At 46.3% G+C, this 17,528-nt stretch carries 14 protein-coding genes and 1 tRNA gene; 6 read left to right on the top strand and 9 right to left on the bottom strand.

Translation table 11 applies throughout. From position 1 onward, the window contains the following. Positions 1 to 203: 203 nt before the first annotated feature. Positions 204 to 1,859, top strand: coding sequence for an AMP-binding protein (locus E8M12_RS06800; RefSeq protein ID WP_136735343.1), 1,656 nt, complete (start codon positions 204 to 206; stop codon positions 1,857 to 1,859). 78 nt (positions 1,860 to 1,937) lie between these two features. Here E8M12_RS06800 and ychF read toward each other — a convergent pair whose 3' ends face one another. From ychF to lolB, 7 genes are all read right to left on the bottom strand, one after another. Beyond that, positions 1,938 to 3,029, bottom strand: a complete 1,092-nt coding sequence (gene ychF / locus E8M12_RS06795; RefSeq protein ID WP_136735342.1) for a redox-regulated ATPase YchF — start codon at positions 3,027 to 3,029, stop codon at positions 1,938 to 1,940. Positions 3,030 to 3,048: 19 nt separating this feature from the next. Beyond that, positions 3,049 to 3,642: an aminoacyl-tRNA hydrolase gene (gene pth / locus E8M12_RS06790; protein WP_136735341.1), complete on the bottom strand. Its 594-nt coding sequence runs from the start codon at positions 3,640 to 3,642 to the stop codon at positions 3,049 to 3,051. A 16-nt stretch (positions 3,643 to 3,658) separates the two neighbouring features. Further along, entirely contained in the window at positions 3,659 to 4,291 is a 633-nt protein-coding gene (locus tag E8M12_RS06785) for a 50S ribosomal protein L25/general stress protein Ctc (RefSeq protein ID WP_211244997.1), read from the bottom strand. Between the two features lie 235 nt (positions 4,292 to 4,526). Further along, entirely contained in the window at positions 4,527 to 5,474 is a 948-nt protein-coding gene (locus E8M12_RS06780; RefSeq protein ID WP_136735339.1) for a ribose-phosphate pyrophosphokinase, read from the bottom strand. Between the two features lie 137 nt (positions 5,475 to 5,611). Beyond that, positions 5,612 to 5,686 (bottom strand) — tRNA-Gln (locus E8M12_RS06775). Between the two features lie 4 nt (positions 5,687 to 5,690). Then, entirely contained in the window at positions 5,691 to 6,596 is a 906-nt protein-coding gene (ispE, locus tag E8M12_RS06770; RefSeq protein WP_136735338.1) for a 4-(cytidine 5'-diphospho)-2-C-methyl-D-erythritol kinase, read from the bottom strand. 31 nt (positions 6,597 to 6,627) lie between these two features. Then, positions 6,628 to 7,290 (bottom strand): lipoprotein insertase outer membrane protein LolB, encoded by a 663-nt coding sequence (lolB, locus tag E8M12_RS06765; protein ID WP_136735337.1) that lies wholly within the window; start codon positions 7,288 to 7,290, stop codon positions 6,628 to 6,630. Between the two features lie 459 nt (positions 7,291 to 7,749). On the opposite strand from lolB, the gene hemA reads away from it, so the two are divergent. From hemA to prmC, 3 genes are read left to right on the top strand one after another with little or no spacing between them, the layout of a single operon-like run. Continuing rightward, positions 7,750 to 9,024, top strand: coding sequence for a glutamyl-tRNA reductase (gene hemA / locus E8M12_RS06760; RefSeq protein ID WP_136735336.1), 1,275 nt, complete (start codon positions 7,750 to 7,752; stop codon positions 9,022 to 9,024). Between the two features lie 22 nt (positions 9,025 to 9,046). Then, entirely contained in the window at positions 9,047 to 10,135 is a 1,089-nt protein-coding gene (prfA, locus tag E8M12_RS06755) for a peptide chain release factor 1 (RefSeq protein WP_136735335.1), read from the top strand. 17 nt (positions 10,136 to 10,152) lie between these two features. Then, positions 10,153 to 11,043 carry a peptide chain release factor N(5)-glutamine methyltransferase gene (gene prmC / locus E8M12_RS06750; protein ID WP_438363455.1) on the top strand — a complete coding sequence of 297 codons (891 nt, stop codon included), beginning with the start codon at positions 10,153 to 10,155 and terminating at the stop codon, positions 11,041 to 11,043. Between the two features lie 54 nt (positions 11,044 to 11,097). Here the strand turns inward: prmC and E8M12_RS06745 are convergent, their stop codons facing one another. Continuing rightward, positions 11,098 to 11,841 carry a YciK family oxidoreductase gene (locus E8M12_RS06745; protein WP_136735334.1) on the bottom strand — a complete coding sequence of 248 codons (744 nt, stop codon included), beginning with the start codon at positions 11,839 to 11,841 and terminating at the stop codon, positions 11,098 to 11,100. A gap of 289 nt (positions 11,842 to 12,130) precedes the next feature. Here E8M12_RS06745 and E8M12_RS06740 point away from each other — a divergent pair, with 289 nt between their 5' ends. Both E8M12_RS06740 and sohB read left to right on the top strand, forming a co-directional pair. Further along, a complete protein-coding gene (locus E8M12_RS06740) occupies positions 12,131 to 14,494 on the top strand; it encodes a VolA/Pla-1 family phospholipase (RefSeq protein ID WP_136735333.1) in 2,364 nt (787 codons plus the stop codon). Positions 14,495 to 14,624: 130 nt separating this feature from the next. After that, positions 14,625 to 15,662, top strand: coding sequence for a protease SohB (sohB, locus tag E8M12_RS06735; protein WP_136735332.1), 1,038 nt, complete (start codon positions 14,625 to 14,627; stop codon positions 15,660 to 15,662). Positions 15,663 to 16,009: 347 nt separating this feature from the next. Here the strand turns inward: sohB and E8M12_RS06730 are convergent, their stop codons facing one another. Beyond that, positions 16,010 to 17,359 carry a dicarboxylate/amino acid:cation symporter gene (locus E8M12_RS06730; RefSeq protein WP_136735331.1) on the bottom strand — a complete coding sequence of 450 codons (1,350 nt, stop codon included), beginning with the start codon at positions 17,357 to 17,359 and terminating at the stop codon, positions 16,010 to 16,012. Between the last annotated feature and the right edge of the window lie 169 nt (positions 17,360 to 17,528).

The following is a 17,528-nucleotide window of genomic DNA, read 5'->3' as shown; positions in this document are numbered from 1 at the left end:
AAACACGCAGCCGAACGTTAAAGGCGACGAAGATTTTATATGGGTGTCTAAAGGTGACAACTTTGGCACTATCAGCTCGTGCTTGTCACCCGATGAGAACCTCAGTTCGCAATTGACACCCGATGAGATCTCCAGCTCGCAATACCTTGCTTTCACCCTATGTTGTTTATATAGTTTAAAAAATTTCATTCCAAGGATTATGAATGGCCTATCAACCGTCATTACAACGATTTTTGCAGCACGCACGAAATCAGCCAGAAAAAATATTTCTCAATCAACCAATCGCAGGTTCCTGGCAACAGTATTCTTTCAATGAGGTTGAACAGCAAGCCAGAACCATGGCGCAGGGTTTATTGGCCATCGGCCTTAAAAAAGGCGATAGGGTAGGTATCATTTCCAAAAACTGTGCCCATTGGTTTATTGCCGATCTGGCGATCATGATGGCCGGTTTGATCTCGGTTCCGATATACGCAACGGCTGGCGAAAAGACGATTGGCTATGTGCTTGAACATAGTGAGATGAAGGCACTGTTTGTAGGGCGGTTAGATGATTATCAGCCGTTGCTACAGGTACTTAGCAATGAGCTACCAACCATATCGATGCCATACCCGGAATTACAGTCATTTAACGGTATTAACGACCAATCCTGGCAAACGGTAATTGCCGAGCAACAACCGCTAGCGGCAGTGGCCGAGCCGTCACTGGAAGATACCATGACCCTGTGTTACACATCCGGGACCACGGGTAATCCCAAAGGCGTGGTGGTGACCTACAAAAATCTCGCATCCGCTGCAAAAGGCGCGGTTGATATCATTGGTATTGCCCATACCGGTCCACAACGGGTGGTATCTTATTTACCCCTGGCCCACATCACTGAACGGGGATTAATCGAAGGGATTGCCTATGAGTTGCCCCTGGAGGTGTTTTTTATTGACACTCTCGATACCTTTATCAGTGATGTACAACATGCAAGGCCAACCTTCTTTTTATCCGTACCTCGCTTATGGGTTAAGTTCCAGGCGCAAATCCTTAAGGCTATGCCACAGAAAAAGCTCAGCCTGTTATTGTCCCTGCCTATTTTAGGTAATATCGTTGCCAAGAAAATTCGCACAAAACTGGGACTGGACCAGGTCCAGGTCTTTGGCTGCGGTTCAGCACCGGTTTCGGAAGAGTTACTGCGCTGGTATCAGCGTCTTGGTATGAATATTGGCGAAGGCTGGGGCATGACCGAAACGTCGGGGTTGTCATGTGGCAATTTGCCGTTTGATGCAAACCGAATCGGTACGATAGGCAAACCCTTGCCCTGCGTGGAAATGAAGCTGTCGGGTGAACAGGAGATTATGATCCGTGGTGATGCGGTGTTCTCTGAATACTACCTGGATCCGGAAAATACCGAGAAGGCCTTTACCGATGGCTGGTTTCACACCGGGGATAAAGGCGAATTAACAGCTGACGGGGATTATAAGGTTGTTGGTCGCATTAAAGAGCAGTTTAAAACTGCCAAGGGCAAATACGTGGTACCGGTGCCGATAGAGCGTATGTTGCTCAGTAACAGTACCCTGGAGCAGGCCTGCGTGATTGGTTCCGGAATGAAACAACCGATCGGGTTGGTGGTGTTAAGTGATTCTGCCCCACAAACGCAAGCTGAGCAGCAAACCGTCCTTGAAGACCTGTTGACCCAGGTGAATTCGCAACTGGAAAGTCACCAGCGCCTTGATTACCTGATGGTTTGTCAGCATTCCTGGAAACCTGAGAATGAGCTGTTAACGCCGACGTTGAAGTTAAAGCGCAATGAAATCGAGCAATACTATATGCAGAAACTGCCCGAAGACAGCAGGCAAAAAGTTGTATTTGAATAACAGAGCCTTCGTTTAACTTGGGCTAATCCATTCAAAAAAAAAGCGCCATTCAGGCGCTTTTTTGAAACTTAATTTGCTTTAAACGTTAAAACGGAAGTGAACCACATCGCCGTCTTTAACGCGATACTCTTTACCTTCCAAACGCCATTTACCCGCTTCTTTGGCGCCGGCTTCACCGTTACAGGTGACGAAATCGTCATAGCCAACCACTTCGGCACGGATAAAGCCTTTCTCAAAATCGGTGTGAATAACACCGGCAGCTTGAGGTGCTGTAGCATCCACTTTTACGGTCCAGGCACGCACTTCTTTCACACCGGCAGTAAAATAGGTTTGCAGGTGCAGCAAACTATAACCTGAATTGATCACCCGGTTCAGGCCTGGTTCAGTCAAGCCCATCTCGGCCATGAATTCAACGCGATCTTCTTCGTCCATCTCCGCCAGTTCGCCTTCGATTTCGGCACAAACTGGCACTACAACCGCATCTTCTTTTTCAGCGATTTCACGGACTTGATCCAGGTAAGGATTGTTCTCAAAGCCATCATCATTAACATTAGCAATGTACATGGTCGGCTTAGCAGTCAGGAAGTTAAGGTATCTGACCGCCGCTTTTTCTTCTTTGCTTAAGTCCAGTGAGCGAATCATTTCGCCTTGTTCAACGTGAGCTAGGATTTTTTCCAGTACCGGAATCTCGAATTTGGCTTCTTTGTCGCCACCTTTGGCACGCTTGGCCTGGCGCTGAATTGCACGTTCTGCGGTTTCCATATCGGCCAGGGCCAGTTCGGTATTGATGATATCAATATCTTCTGCCGGGTTAACTTTACCAGCAACGTGAACGATATTGTCATTTTCAAAACAACGAACCACGTGGCCGATCGCATCAGTTTCACGAATGTTGGCGAGGAATTTATTACCCAGGCCTTCGCCTTTGGAAGCACCTGCTACCAGGCCAGCGATGTCGACAAATTCCATGGTAGTAGCAATGACGCGCTCTGGTTTGACAATCTCAGCCAGTTTATCCAGGCGTGGATCGGGAACCGGTACCACACCAGTATTAGGTTCTATGGTACAGAACGGAAAGTTTGCGGCTTCGATACCCGCTTTAGTGAGTGCGTTAAACAAAGTAGATTTACCAACGTTTGGTAATCCAACAATACCGCATTTAAATCCCATGATAAGTTCCTGTCAATAATCAGAGTGTTGCTTTGAACGTATGAAGTCGGTTCTGGGCTTTTTTCAAATCCTGTTCAAGCCAGATAGAGAAACATCGACTCGCTTCATCCACCGCCTGATCTAACAGACCTTGTTCGGCCTGTGGTGCTTTACCCAGCACAAAACCGGTTACTCGGTCGCGATGGCCGGGATGACCGATACCTATTCGCAACCGATAAAAATCTTTGTTGTTCGCCATCCGGGCGATAATATCGCGCAGACCGTTATGGCCCCCGTGTCCGCCACCTAGTTTGATTTTAACCACGCCAGGATCTAAATCCAGTTCATCATGTGCGACCAGGATCTCTGCAACCGGAATCTTGAAAAAATTAGCCAGAGCCGCCACGGATTGACCGCTGCGATTCATAAATGTGGTTGGGATTAACAGGTGCACCAATTGATTGGCGATCATACCTTTGCCGTACAGGCCAAAGTACTTAGTGTTTGGGGACAGGGTGATATTGTGCATGCGGGCGAGTTCTTCGACGAACCAGACACCAGCATTATGGCGAGTATTTGCGTATTCGGGGCCTGGATTACCCAGGCCCACAACCAATTGAATATTAGTCGTCAAGGAGAGTCCTCAGCGATTATTCTTCAGTGGTTTCTTCGCTGTCTGCTTCTTCATCAGCAGCACCATTGTCATCGCTGCCGCCTTTAGGAGCGCTAGCAGTAACAACAGCCTGATCGTGGTCTTCACCTTTAGCCAACTCAACAGAAGTTACGCCTTTAGGAAGAACGATGTCTGATAAGTGGATAGTTTGACCAATCTCAAGATCTTTAACGTCTACTTCGATGAACTCAGGAAGATCAGCTGGTAAACAAGCTACTTCGATTTCAGTTGCAGAGTGAGCAACGATAGCACCAGTTTTCGCTACTACGTCTTCGTTGATGAAGTGTAGAGGAACCAGAGTGTTCAATTCTTTCTTCGCATCAACACGTAGGAAATCCATGTGCATGATTTGTGGCTTGAACGGGTGACGTTGCATATCTTTGATTACAACTTCAACGGCTTCTTTACCAATGTTCAAAGTAAGAACGTGAGAGTAAAACGCTTCTTCTTCCTGGGCACGGAAAACTTTGTTGTGCGCAAGAGTGATAGATACAGGCTCTTTACCTGCACCGTAAACGATAGCTGGAACTTTGTTCGCGTGACGTAGGCGGCGGCTCGCACCTTTCCCTAGGTCAGTACGTACTTCAGCATCTAAAGTGAATAAATCCATAGTAATGTACTCAATCTAAAGTAAAATTTAATTATTTTTCGCGACCAAAAAATAATCTCTAAATCCTCCGTAGAGGGTTCTTTTTAACGCGGGGATCAACCCATCGCTAAAAAGGCGCGGCATAATAACACTTTGTTAAGTATTTTCACACCCTTAAAAATAAAAAAGTGCACCTTTGTGCACTTTTTCTTAGCAATATTTTACAAGCCTTTAAAAGTAATGATTACTTTCTTATTTATGCTTTAAACATTGCAGAGATAGATTCTTCGTTGCTGACTCGGCGAATCGCTTCAGAAAGCATGCCGGCAAGGCTTAGCTGGCGAACTTTTTTCAGCTTTTTAATTTCCGGGTTTAACGGAATAGAGTCGGTTACGATCATCTCATCAATGGCTGAATTGGCGATATTATCGGCCGCATTGCCTGACAGGATAGGGTGGGTTGCGTAAGCAAATACGCGACGGGCACCGTGCTCTTTTAACGCCGCTGCGGCTTTACATAAGGTGCCACCGGTATCAATCATATCGTCAACAATAATACAGTCACGGCCTTCAACGTCACCGATAATATGCATTACCTGAGAGACATTAGCCTTTGGACGACGTTTGTCGATAATGGCTAAATCGGTATCGTTAAGTAGCTTGGCAACGGCTCTGGCACGAACCACACCACCGATATCCGGAGACACCACAACCGGGTTTTCCAGGTCTTTATTAAGCATATCTTCAAGAAGAATCGGTGAACCAAACACGTTGTCTACCGGTACATCGAAGAAGCCCTGGATTTGTTCTGCGTGCAAATCTACGGTGAGGACACGGTCAACACCTACACTGGAAAGAAAGTCGGCAACCACTTTTGCGGTAATCGGCACTCGGGCACTACGTACACGGCGATCCTGGCGGGCATAGCCAAAGTAAGGCATAACCGCAGTAATACGACCAGCGGAAGCACGTCGTAAGGCATCAACCATTACGATCAGTTCCATTAAATTGTTGTTGGTAGGTGCACAAGTTGATTGGATAATAAACACGTCCGCGCCACGAACGTTTTCGGTAATTTCAACGCTGATTTCACCATCACTGAAACTGCCAACTTTTGCATCGCCTAATCCGATGTATAGACGATCTGCAATTTTCTTAGCCAGTTCAGGGGTGGCATTACCCGCAAAAATCTTCATGTCAGGCACTGTCTGTTCCTCAGAAACTTAGACATCATTAATGTTAGTACATTAAAATCAAGTTTTAATGCTCTCATCTACCGAACGCAATCTCCTGTAAGGAATCGCCCGGGCAGGGGTTTTGCCACAAAAATATCTGGGCAAATTGGCTGGGGTACAAGGATTTGAACCTTGGAATGACGGGATCAAAACCCGCTGCCTTACCGCTTGGCTATACCCCAATTATTATTCCGTCTGCTGCTTTAGCTCTGCTAGCTTTAGCTCCGCTAATAGCGGCGACGAATTTACCCCCTTGGCAATAAAAGATTTTATATTGGGGGGCAGTTTCGATTGCACGCGTTGCGCATCGTCAACCGAGGTAAAACTGGAAAAAATACAACCACCTGTACCGGTCAATCGAGACGGGGCGTATTCTAACAACCAAGCCATTAATTTGGCAACCTCAGGATACAGCTCTGTTACCAATTTTTCGCAGTCATTTTGCAACTGCTGTAAATCAAGATTGACTCTTTGTTCGGTCGTAAGTCTCGCCGTTGTGCGCGGCAATTGCGGGTGTTGAAAAATACTCGCCGTGGAAATATGGCATGAGGGTACGGTGATCAGAAACACCGGGCAATCAATATCAACCGGTGTAATAATTTCGCCCACCCCTTCGGCAAAGGCACTGTGGCCATGAACAAAGATCGGCACATCGGCGCCCAGTTGCAGGCCGAGTCTGGCCAGGGTTTCAGTATCAATATTCAGTTTCCAGATACGGTTTAACGCCAGTAATGTTGTGGCCGCATTGGACGAACCACCGCCAAGGCCACCGCCCATGGGGAGTTGCTTGTCAAGATTGATACTCACCCCGGGTGGTGTATCGACTAGCTGTTGTTGAACTGCGAAATCCTGTAATCGTTTTGCTGCCTTGAAAATAAGGTTGTCTGCAAGCGCAACCCCGGGAATCCCCGGAGTTAGGGTAATGGCGTTATCGTTGCGGCGAGTAAAGGTTAGGGTATCGGCAATATCGAGAAACTGAAATACTGTCTCCAGTTCATGGTAACCATCTTCACGGCGATTGGTAATATGCAAAAACCGATTGATCTTAGCCGGTGCCGAAAATGACAGGGAAGGGTAGGTCTCGTGGTTCATTGTAGCGGTCGTATTCATTGTTATTGGCGACTTAGTGCTGTAATTGCCAGTCAGAAATGGCTAGTTTAATCGTTAACTGGCCATGCTTAAGCGTTAATTTTGCCGGCATATAGTGTGCTTCGACGCGGGAGAAATCCTGGTAATCGATTTGCCACATACGATTGCCCCTAAGTGCCTGGATTCGGGCCGGTAATCCGGTTTCTGCGTTGAAGAACAAAGCATCCTGGGATTTTGCTTTGCTGCCTTTGATCCAGTAAGTCAGGTCATCAACGGGTAGTTCGACACCTGCCACACCAGACAGTAAAGGTTGTAACTCAGTTCCCGTGTAGGTTTTGCCATCGACCTGTAATTGGTAACCGTTGCTTGTGGAAGCAAGGTTTAATACATTAACGCCCATGAAGGTGGTAAGGTTCAAAGTGACGTCTTGTGGCGCATGTTGCCAGAAGATATTGGCGCTGCTGCGCTCACCATCACGGATAAATGCCACTTTGCCTTTCACCCGCCAGGCATCAATTTCCTGCATTTGTTGTTGACGTAATTGCTGCGCTGCCACACTTTGCGGTTCCGGCGCCGGACTGAAAAGGGCACACGCACTCAGCGTTGTTGACAGTAGCGCGGCTTTAATTAGCAATCGCCATTGCGATAAGCGTGAATCAGGCTGGGTGTGTAAACGACCCAAAACAGTCAAACTCATAAATATTTTTCTATCGAATTATAAAGGCGCATATTGCACCACATTTATCATGGTACTTTCAATCATCCGTTTAATTTCGTAAAATTAGCAACATTAAATCTGCTTGTATGTGATCTACGGGTTATAGAGTAATACCAATCACAGTAAATTATTGCTCACTCAGTGAGAATTTAAAGGCTTTTAGACAAGGCTTTGATTGCAGAGAATGGTCATTCCGCTCTCAAAATTAGCCAAAATCAGTAACGTAGTCCAAACGCCTTTAAAACTCACCCGGAGGGAGGTTGTCAGAGGCCCATTTACGGCCCTATATTTCATTAATATAGAATGACTATATCAATGAAATCTATGTTGTAACTGAACCTCTGACCTAACTCTGAGTTGTGCACAAACTTAATGTGATTGGTATAAATACAATCGGATATGACCTTTTCTTATTAACTGGACCAAAGCTGCTTATCTATGTCTATTTTTGCCGTTGGAATCAATCACAAAACAGCCCCAGTGTCTGTTCGTGAAAAAATAGCATTTAGTCCAGATAACCTGACCCAGGCGCTGCAGGAAATGATTGCGCAATTGTCGTGTAAAGAAGCGGCAATATTGTCGACCTGCAACCGTACCGAGCTTTATTTTGTCCAGGACCAGCCGGTCAACGAGGTGAAACAGCAAATCACCGGTTGGCTGGAACAATATCACCAGGTTCCGGCAAGCACGATTTCGCCGACCTTGTACTGGCATCACGATCAGCAAGCAGTTAATCATATGATGCGCGTTGCGTGTGGCCTGGACTCCCTGATTCTCGGTGAACCACAAATCCTCGGGCAGATGAAGCAGGCCTACAGCCAGGCCAAAGCCGCTGGGTCAATGAAAGTCGTGATGGAGCGTCTGTTTCAGCGCACCTTTGGTGTTGCCAAACAGGTGCGCACGGAGACCGAAATTGGTGCCAGTGCCGTGTCTGTTGCCTTTGCCGCTGTCAATCTTGCCAAGCATATATTTGGCCAGCTACAAAAGACCAAAGTGCTGTTGATCGGTGCCGGTGAAACCATCGAACTGGTTGCCCGCCATCTGTATGACAATCAGGTCGGTAAAATTACCGTCGCTAACCGTACCGTGTCACGTGCCGCTGATATGGCAAAAGGTGTCGGTGCCGATGTAATTACCCTGGCCCAGATCCCGGAACATATCGGTGATGCCGATATTGTGATTTCTTCTACCGGTTCAACGTTACCCATTATCGGTAAAGGGATGATCGAAAAAGCCCTGTCACGACGTCGTCATCGTCCGATTTTTATGGTCGATATTGCCGTTCCCCGGGACATTGAAGAACAGGTTGGCGAACTCGAAGATGTATTCTTGTACACCGTCGATGATTTGCAAGGTATTGTTGCCCAGAATCTTGAAAATCGTCGCAAGGCGGCTGAACAGGCGGAAGTGATCGTTGGCAGTCAAAGCGATGATTTTATGGCCTGGGTACGTGGTTTGAACACTCAGGATGCGGTGGTTGCCTATCGTCAACAGTGTCTGGAAAAACGGGATCAGCTGCTAGATAAGGCAAAACAACAACTTGCCAATAATAAAGACCCGGAACAGGTGATGGCGGAACTGGCCACGAAATTAACTAATAATTTAATGCATGCACCGACACGAGCACTACAAAATGCGGCTCAGGGCGGTGAGCTTGATAAAATTATTTATCTCCATGATGTCTTTGACTTAGATAAAAAGACGCGTAAATAACAAAATTGTGAATTCAAATTAAATGAAACAATCTGTCTATCAAAAACTGGAAGGCCTGGTGGAACGCTTTGAAGAGGTTCAGGCGTTATTATCAGATCCGGAAGTAATCTCCGATCAGGAAAAATTCCGTGCGTTATCGAAAGAGTTTTCGCAACTTGAAGAAGTGACGAAAGTCTTCAATGAGTTTAAGCAAGCTCAGGATAATCTGGAAATGTCGCAGGAAATGCTCAAGGATGACGATCCGGATATGCGGGAAATGGCGCAGGAAGAGTTTAAGACCGCTAAAGAAGCGATTGAAAATTTGACTGATCAGTTGCAAATTCTGTTGTTACCAAAAGATCCGAATGACGATAATAACTGCTTTATCGAAATTCGAGCGGGTGCAGGTGGTGATGAAGCCGCTATTTTTGCTGGTGACCTGTATCGTATGTACACTCGCTATGCTGAGAAGCAAGGCTGGAGTACGGAAGTACTGAACATGAGTGAAGGCGAGCACGGTGGCTACAAAGAAATCATTGTAAAACTCAATGGTGACAGCGTCTACGGACAAATGAAGTTTGAAAGCGGTGGCCATCGGGTGCAACGAGTACCGGAAACCGAATCTCAGGGCAGGGTGCATACCTCAGCCTGTACCGTTGTGGTGATGCCGGAGATTCCGGAAGCCCAGGCGATTGAAATTAATAAAGCAGACCTGAAAGTGGATACATTCCGGGCATCGGGTGCCGGTGGTCAGCACGTTAATAAAACCGACTCGGCGATTCGTATCACCCATATTCCGACCGGTATTGTGGTTGAATGTCAGGATCAACGTTCGCAACACAAAAACCGTGCCCAGGCGATGTCGGTATTACAGGCGCGATTACAGCAGGCAGAAGATGAAAAACGACGCAGTGAAGAAGAATCTTCACGTCGTAACCTGGTGGCTAGTGGCGATCGCTCAGAACGAATCCGCACCTATAACTACCCTCAGGGACGAATGACTGACCATCGTATCAACCTGACCCTGTATCGCCTCAATGAAGTCATTGAAGGAAATCTGCAGTTGGTGTTAGAACCTATTATGCAGGAAAACCAGGCCGATCTGTTGGCCGCCCTTGCCGAACAAAACTAAGCAGGTTTGTTACACCTGTGAGTACATTCCTCAATAAGTTGGCTGACGCAACCCCTGCGTCAGCTTCTATTGCTCAAACTTTGGTGGTTGCTCAGCAGCACCTAACCGAACATCAGGTAAGTGACAGTACTAAGTTGGATTGCCAGCTGCTGCTTGCCCGTATTTTAGATGTGAAACCCAGCTACCTGGTCACCTGGCCAGAGCAAATTCTGTCAGACTCGCAACTAACGCAGTTTAGCGAATTACTTGACCGTCGTGCTAATGGCGAGCCTATCGCATTTATTCTTGGTGAGCAGGAGTTTTGGTCGCTACCATTTAAAGTGGCAACCTGCACACTAATTCCACGCCCAGATACCGAAGTGTTGGTGGAAGAAGTGCTCAATGATTTTCCGCAAACGAGCGATACACGCATGCTGGATCTTGGCACCGGTACCGGTGCTATCGCCCTGGCACTGGCTCATGAAAAACCTCAGTGGCAGGTTAGTGCGGTAGACTTTAATCCGGATGCCGTTGCCCTGGCAAAGTGTAATGCCGAACGGTTAAACCTGCCTCAGGTAGACATTCACCAAAGTGACTGGTTTGCCAATGTGAGTAAAGAACAGGGGTTTGACCTGATTGTCTCAAACCCACCCTATATAGCTGCCGATGACCCACACCTGGCACAAGGGGATGTTCGTTTTGAACCAGCTTCAGCTTTGGTTGCTGATGAGCAGGGTTTTAAAGACATTCGTCATATTATTGCCACCAGCCGGACGTATTTAAAACCTGGTGGTATCTTATATCTGGAGCACGGTTACGATCAGCAAACTCAAATCCAGGCGATTTATGCAGAATTTGGATTTACCAATATTGTAACGGTGAAGGATTACGGCGGGCAGCCACGAATGACCAAAGCAACATACCTGTAAATGTAAATGAAAAAGGCGCTTAATAGCGCCTTTATTGATTTAGATTACCGTTATTTAATTGCCTTGCGCGTTGATTCGCTGGCCATTTACCTCTCGACTATCATCACTCATCAGATAAAGATAAGCCGGCATAATGTCTTGTGCAGTGGCAATCTTGGTTTTATCTTCGGCAGGGAAGGCTGTCTGACGCATTTTGGTGTCGGTGGCCCCCGGATTTATCGCGTTGCAACGCAAGCCGCTGTCTTCATATTCGTCGGCAATTACCTGCATCATGCCCTCGGTAGCAAATTTAGATATGCTATATGGGCCCCAGAATGCCCGGCCTTTGTTGCCTACTCCTGACGTAGTAAACAGCAGGGAGCTGGCTTCGGCTTTTTGCAGGGCAGGAAGCAACGCCTGGGCCAGGTAAAACTGGGCATTGAGGTTGACCTGCATAACATCGTCCCAGATTTGTCTGGCAATGTTTGCAAATGGTGTTAATTCACCCAAAATCGAAGCATTTAATAAGGCGCCATCGAGCTTACCAAACTGATCAATTATGGTATTGGTCATATCCTGATAGTTTTGCTGAGTTGCGCCTTTCATATCCAAAGGGATGATTGCCGGCTCCGGATACCCGGCCGCGACGATCTCATCGTACACCCGCTCAAGTTTAGCAACGGTTCGGCCTAACAGAATCACAGTGGCACCATGTTGAGCGTAGCTTAATGCTGCCTGCTTTCCTATGCCATCTCCGGCACCGGTTACTAAAATGGTCTTGTTGGCTAAACATTGGGCATTCGGTTGATAATCAAACATAAGAATATAGATAAAGATAACTGATAGGAGTATTCTACCTAGGCTAAGTTTGGCTTTCGAGAATTTATTAATAATTTATAAAAGAAAAGCCGGTTTTGCTTTATTTTCTGGAAAAAACGCTAGATTAGATAGTCATCTTAAGCTAAGTTAGGAAATCTGACTGGTCTAACTAGTTATGCCCATTGAAAAAATAATGACACAATGGGCACAATTAAAATAACAATGAACTGTAAAGTTGTATTGAAACAATAAGAGAAATAAAGACTTTACTGGCTTTTGGGGAGAATACATGAAAAAGCTCTTACTCTGTCTGGCGGTATCCAGCGCCTTGGGCCTAAGTGGATGTGATTCTGAATCCATTGACGACGTTATCAACGATAATTCTGGGGAGGCTGTGAAACCGACGTCCACGGTTGCCTTTGATCCTTTAAATGAGGTACTTTCTTTCCCCAACAATATCCTGTTTTCTGATACTACCGATGGCACATTGAACCTACCGGTTGACGATCCAAAGGACTTGTCCGATCCATTGGTTGCCGCAAACGCTTTGGACGGTTGGTCGACAAACCAGCCATTTATCCAGTCATTTGTGTTTCCAGAAGGTGTAGGCCTGGATCCTGTAGCAATTTACAGCACCGATGCGGTTAGCTTATATGAAGTGGCATTAGGCGGTGACGCGGAATGTCCACAAGCGACTCGCGGCGTTGCTTGTGCTGGTCGTACTAAATTAGTGCTTGGTGAAGACTATATTGTTCAGGCAGCAGGCAATGATTTAGCCATCGTGCCATTAAAGCCGTTGAAAGCCAAAACCAGTTATGTACTGGCATTGACGAATCGCCTGTTGGATACCGATGGTATGCCAATTGGACCTTCTTCAACCTATGAGTTAATTCGTACCGATATCTCCACGCCACTGGCTGACGCTTCACAATTAGCTTTGCAAGCGCAAACGAACTCGTTTGAAGATGTGGTTGAAAGCTTTGGTATTCAGCGCGAAGACATTATTTACACCGCAGCCTTCACGACCCAGTCGGTAGAAGATGCGTTGATGGTAACTAAGCAATTACTGGCCGCCTCTTTAAACCCTGCTACTCAGTTGTTCCCAACCCCAGCCGTTGCAGTACAAGCGACGGGTATTACGGCCGCTCAAGCCCTGGGATTTTCTGCTGATCCACAATTGGGTCCATTATTCTCTACTGCCAAATTGTACTCAGGTTCCGTTACTTTGCCTTATTATCTAGGCACTGGCCTTGAGTCAACCACTAAGCCCTGGACGGCAATGTGTGATTCTGGTGCCATGTTAGCTGCCATTGACGCATCAACCTTGCCTGAGGGACCAATTGAAGGCACGTTCGACGCCGCTTGTATGCAATTTGGCTTACGTGATATCGGCATCGACGAAGAGCGTAATATCACCAAATTCAACCCGATTCCAAAAGTAACCGAATTGCAAACGGTTGAAGTGCAAATGACCATTCCTGATCCGGTTGTTGCTAACCAGGTACGTCCTGTACTAGGTATGCAAGGTGATCTGGTTGAGCCTGCAAATGGCTGGCCGGTAGTTATCCTGCAACACGGTGTTACTGGTAATAAAGGTCAGATGCTTGCTCTGTCGGGTATTCTTTCTGCCGCGGGTTACGCGACCGTTGCCATTGATCATCCATTGCACGCTAGCCGTGGTGTTGATTTAACTGGTGACGGTAATAAAGAAATCGATGCATCAACCAATCCGTTTGCGTATATGAATATCGCTAACCTGTTGAACGCTCGTGATAACCTTCGCCAAAGTACCACTGATTTGATGGCATTGCGCCTGGGTCTTAACTTTGCCAACGTTAATATCGATGCATCGCAAACCCACTTTATCGGTGCGTCGCTGGGCGGTATCGTTGGCCTGAACTTTATGGCAACGACCAATACGTCATTCAACACCGGAAGTGCTGAGCAAGACGCAATGCTTAATGCCATGTTTAACGTCAAGGCAAGTACATTGTCGACGCCAGGTGGTGGTATTCCAAACTTCCTGCTTGAGTCCGCGTCTTTTGAAAATATCGTTAAAGCGAACCTTGCGTACAGTGCATCTCCGGAATTTAAAGCTTTTGCTGATGCAACGTTAGGTGCGGCGGCAGCTGACCCAGTGCAACTTGCAGGTATCTGGCCTGACTTTATTGCTGCATTAACGCCAGCTCAATTATCCGCGGTTAATTCAACATTCTCTATGTTTGCATTTGCTGCCCAATCAATTATTGATGCCGGTGACCCATTAAACTACGCGACGATGGCAAAAGCGAATATGTCACCGATTCACTTAATCGAAGTCGTTGGTAACGGTATGGACAACCTGCCGGATCAAGTGATTCCAAATACGGTTTCAACCCATCCGCTTGCCGGTTCGTCACCACTAATCGAGACCATTGGAATGCCTGTGATCAGCCAAACTACAATGTCTGTTGATGGCATGCCTATCTCTGGTGCGGTTAAGTTTGTTTACGGTCATCATGGTTCATTGCTTACGCCTGCACCGACAGAAGGTTCTCCAAGCGTAGAGTTTAGTGCCCGTGCGACTCAGGAAATGCAGACTCAGGCAGTCACTTACTTCCTGACTGGTGCTACGGTGATTCCGGTTAACGATAGTGAAGTTGTATTGCAGTAATATTTGCTTTCAATAAGTATGAGTAAAAGGAGGCTTTGCCTCCTTTTTTAATTTTAATGTTTGTTCAGAATACGATAACATCCAGATATTCGAAGAATAATTTGTTTACATTTATCCAGGAGAAAAGAAATTGGAATTTCTTTATGAATATGGTCTGTTCTTTGCCAAAGTGATTACCTTTGTCATTGCCATTATCGCAATTATTGCTACCGCAGCGGGTGTTGCCCATAAACAAAAAGGGCGCAAAGGTGAGCTTGAGTTAACCGATCTGACTCAGGAGTTTAAGGATGTTGAAGAGGACATGGCTACCCATCTTCTCGATAAAGACGAATTGAAAGCGCGCCACAAGGAACAGAAAAAACAGGAAAAAGCTCAGCAAAAAGCAAAGAAAGCTGAAACGTCAGAGCCACAAAGCAAGTCGCGCTTATTCGTACTCGACTTTAAAGGCAGTATTGATGCCCGCGAAGTAGACAGCCTGCGTGAAGAAGTTAGTGCCGTATTATCGGTTGCTACCGAGCAGGATGAAGTGCTGGTTCGCCTGGAAAGTGGCGGCGGTATGGTACACGGCTATGGGTTAGCGTCGTCGCAACTCGATCGTATTCGTAATCAGAATATTCCATTGACGGTCGCGGTTGATAAGGTTGCAGCCAGCGGTGGTTATATGATGGCCTGTGTTGCCGACAGAATCATTAGTGCACCATTTGCCATTCTTGGCTCAATTGGTGTGTTGGCGCAGGTACCAAACTTCAATAAATTGCTGAAGAAAAACGATATTGAATTTGAGCAGCTAACTGCTGGTGAATATAAGCGAACCCTGACGATGTTTGGTGAGAATACCGAAAAGGGCAGGGCTAAATTTGTTGAAGAATTGGAAGAGACGCACGAGCTGTTTAAACAGTTTGTCTCGCAGCACCGTCCGTCACTGGATATCAGCAAGGTTGCAACCGGTGAGCACTGGTTTGGTCTTAAGGCGAAAGAATTAGGCCTGGTTGATGAAATCAAAACCAGTGACGATTACCTGATGACATCCGCCAAGGATAAATCCGTTCTTGCGGTTAAGTATTCAATGAAAAAAGGGCTGGCAGAAAAGCTCGGCAAAGCTGCTTCATTATCGATTGAAAATGTGGTTATGAAACTCTGGCAGAATAATCGAATCTTCCCGGGTTAATATTCAACCCAGGCAAAGCACGCCAAATCGGAGATTTAGCTTCGAGCACACGAAATCGGAGATTTAGTTCCTAGCACACAAAATCAGAGATTTAGTTCCTAGCACACGAAATCAGAGATTTAGTTCCTAGCATGCAATCAAAGATTGCGCCTAGTAGCTAGGAATGCAGTGTGCTCGGAACGCAGTGTGCTAGGAGTGTAACGTGCTAGGAATGCAATGTGCTAGGAGTGTAACGTGCTAGGAATGCAATGTGCTAGGAGTGTAGCGTGCTAGGAACGCAGTGTGCTAAAAAAGCCCGTAGTCATCACAACTACGGGCTTTTTGTTTAATTACGGGCTTTTGTTTAACTACTTATCTTTAAGATGATGGAAGTCGACTTCGTCTTCCGTCTCCTGCTTGTGTGTATCTGCATTAAAGACTTGTTCGTCAAACTGACCTTCGCGTTTACCAACAATCACAGTAACCATGGAATCCCCGGTTACATTGACGGCGGTGCGTGCCATATCCAGTAAACGGTCAATACCGATAATTAACGCAATGCCTTCAACCGGCAGGCCAACCTGTGCCAGCACCATGGCTAGCATGATCATACCAACGCCTGGCACACCAGCAGTACCAATCGATGCCAGGGTTGCGGTAAGTATTACCATCAAAAAGTCAGTAATGGACAGGTCGATATTGAACACCTGAGCAATAAATACGGTTGCAACACCCTGCATAATCGCGGTTCCATCCATATTTAATGTGGCCCCTAAAGGCACGGTAAACGAAGCAATAGAGTTATCGACCCCCATTTTCTTGGTGGTAGTATTCAAGGTTGAAGGAATGGTTGCATTTGAGCTTGAGGTACTGAAAGCGAATAGTGCAGTCGTTTCCATCTTCTTAATGAAGGTAATCGGATTCAAACCGGTCAGCAATTTCAAAATCACCGGATAAGTGCCTAATCCATGAATAATTAAAACCACCAGAACTAAGCCAAAATATTTAGCTAAGCCCCAAATCGCTGAGATATCGAGATTGCTGAATAGTTTCACCATCAGGCAGAATACACCATAAGGCGCCAGATTCATCAAAATGATAACCAGGCGCATGACAACTTCATTCATGTCCTGAAACAGGTTGGCGATACGCTGACCTGCGTCACCAGCAAGCGCTACGGCAATACCGAATAACACCGCAAACACGATGATTTGCAACATATTCCCTTCAGCAAAGGCATTAAAAGGGTTGCTCGGGAACATATTAATGATGACCTGAGCTAAAGAGGGAGCTTCTTTGGCTGCATAAGTGGTTTCGGCGGTCATGTTGAAATTAGCACCAGGCTGCACAATAAGAGCAGCGATGATTGCTAATGAAATCGCGATGGCGGTGGTCATCAAGTACAAGCCAACTGCACGGCCACCAATTCGTCCAAGTTTGCTGGTATCATTTAACGAGGTTACCCCGCAAACTAAAGAAACAAATACCAGCGGCACCACCAGCATTTTTAAACTGGTGATAAATATCTGGCCGCCAACGTGAAAGATACCATCAACGAAAAAACCACGGATAGAAAAGTCGAAGAAACCAAAGGGAATGAGAAGATCGCCATCTTCACCAAGGCTCAACAGGAATTTAAATACAAATCCCAGGGCTATGCCCGAAATCATGCCGATTACGATGCGTGTCGTCAGGCTTTGTGCGAATTGTTTATCCATAACTTGTCTGTTTTTTATACGATTTACTTGTTGCGAGTAGATGTCAGCTATTGTTAACCATTTGACCGAGCACTGCCACCGAAATTTTTTTCGCTAAATGTAATCAAGTGTAACTATTTTGTAAATAATCCGTTATCATGCTTTCGCTAATAAAAATAAATCAGGGAGT

The organism is Thalassotalea mangrovi, from assembly GCF_005116735.1.
GTDB classification, from domain to species: domain Bacteria; phylum Pseudomonadota; class Gammaproteobacteria; order Enterobacterales; family Alteromonadaceae; genus Thalassotalea_A; species Thalassotalea_A mangrovi.
The sequence above is the reverse complement of the archived record's forward strand: the minus strand, read 5'-3'. Positions and strand labels throughout refer to the sequence as shown.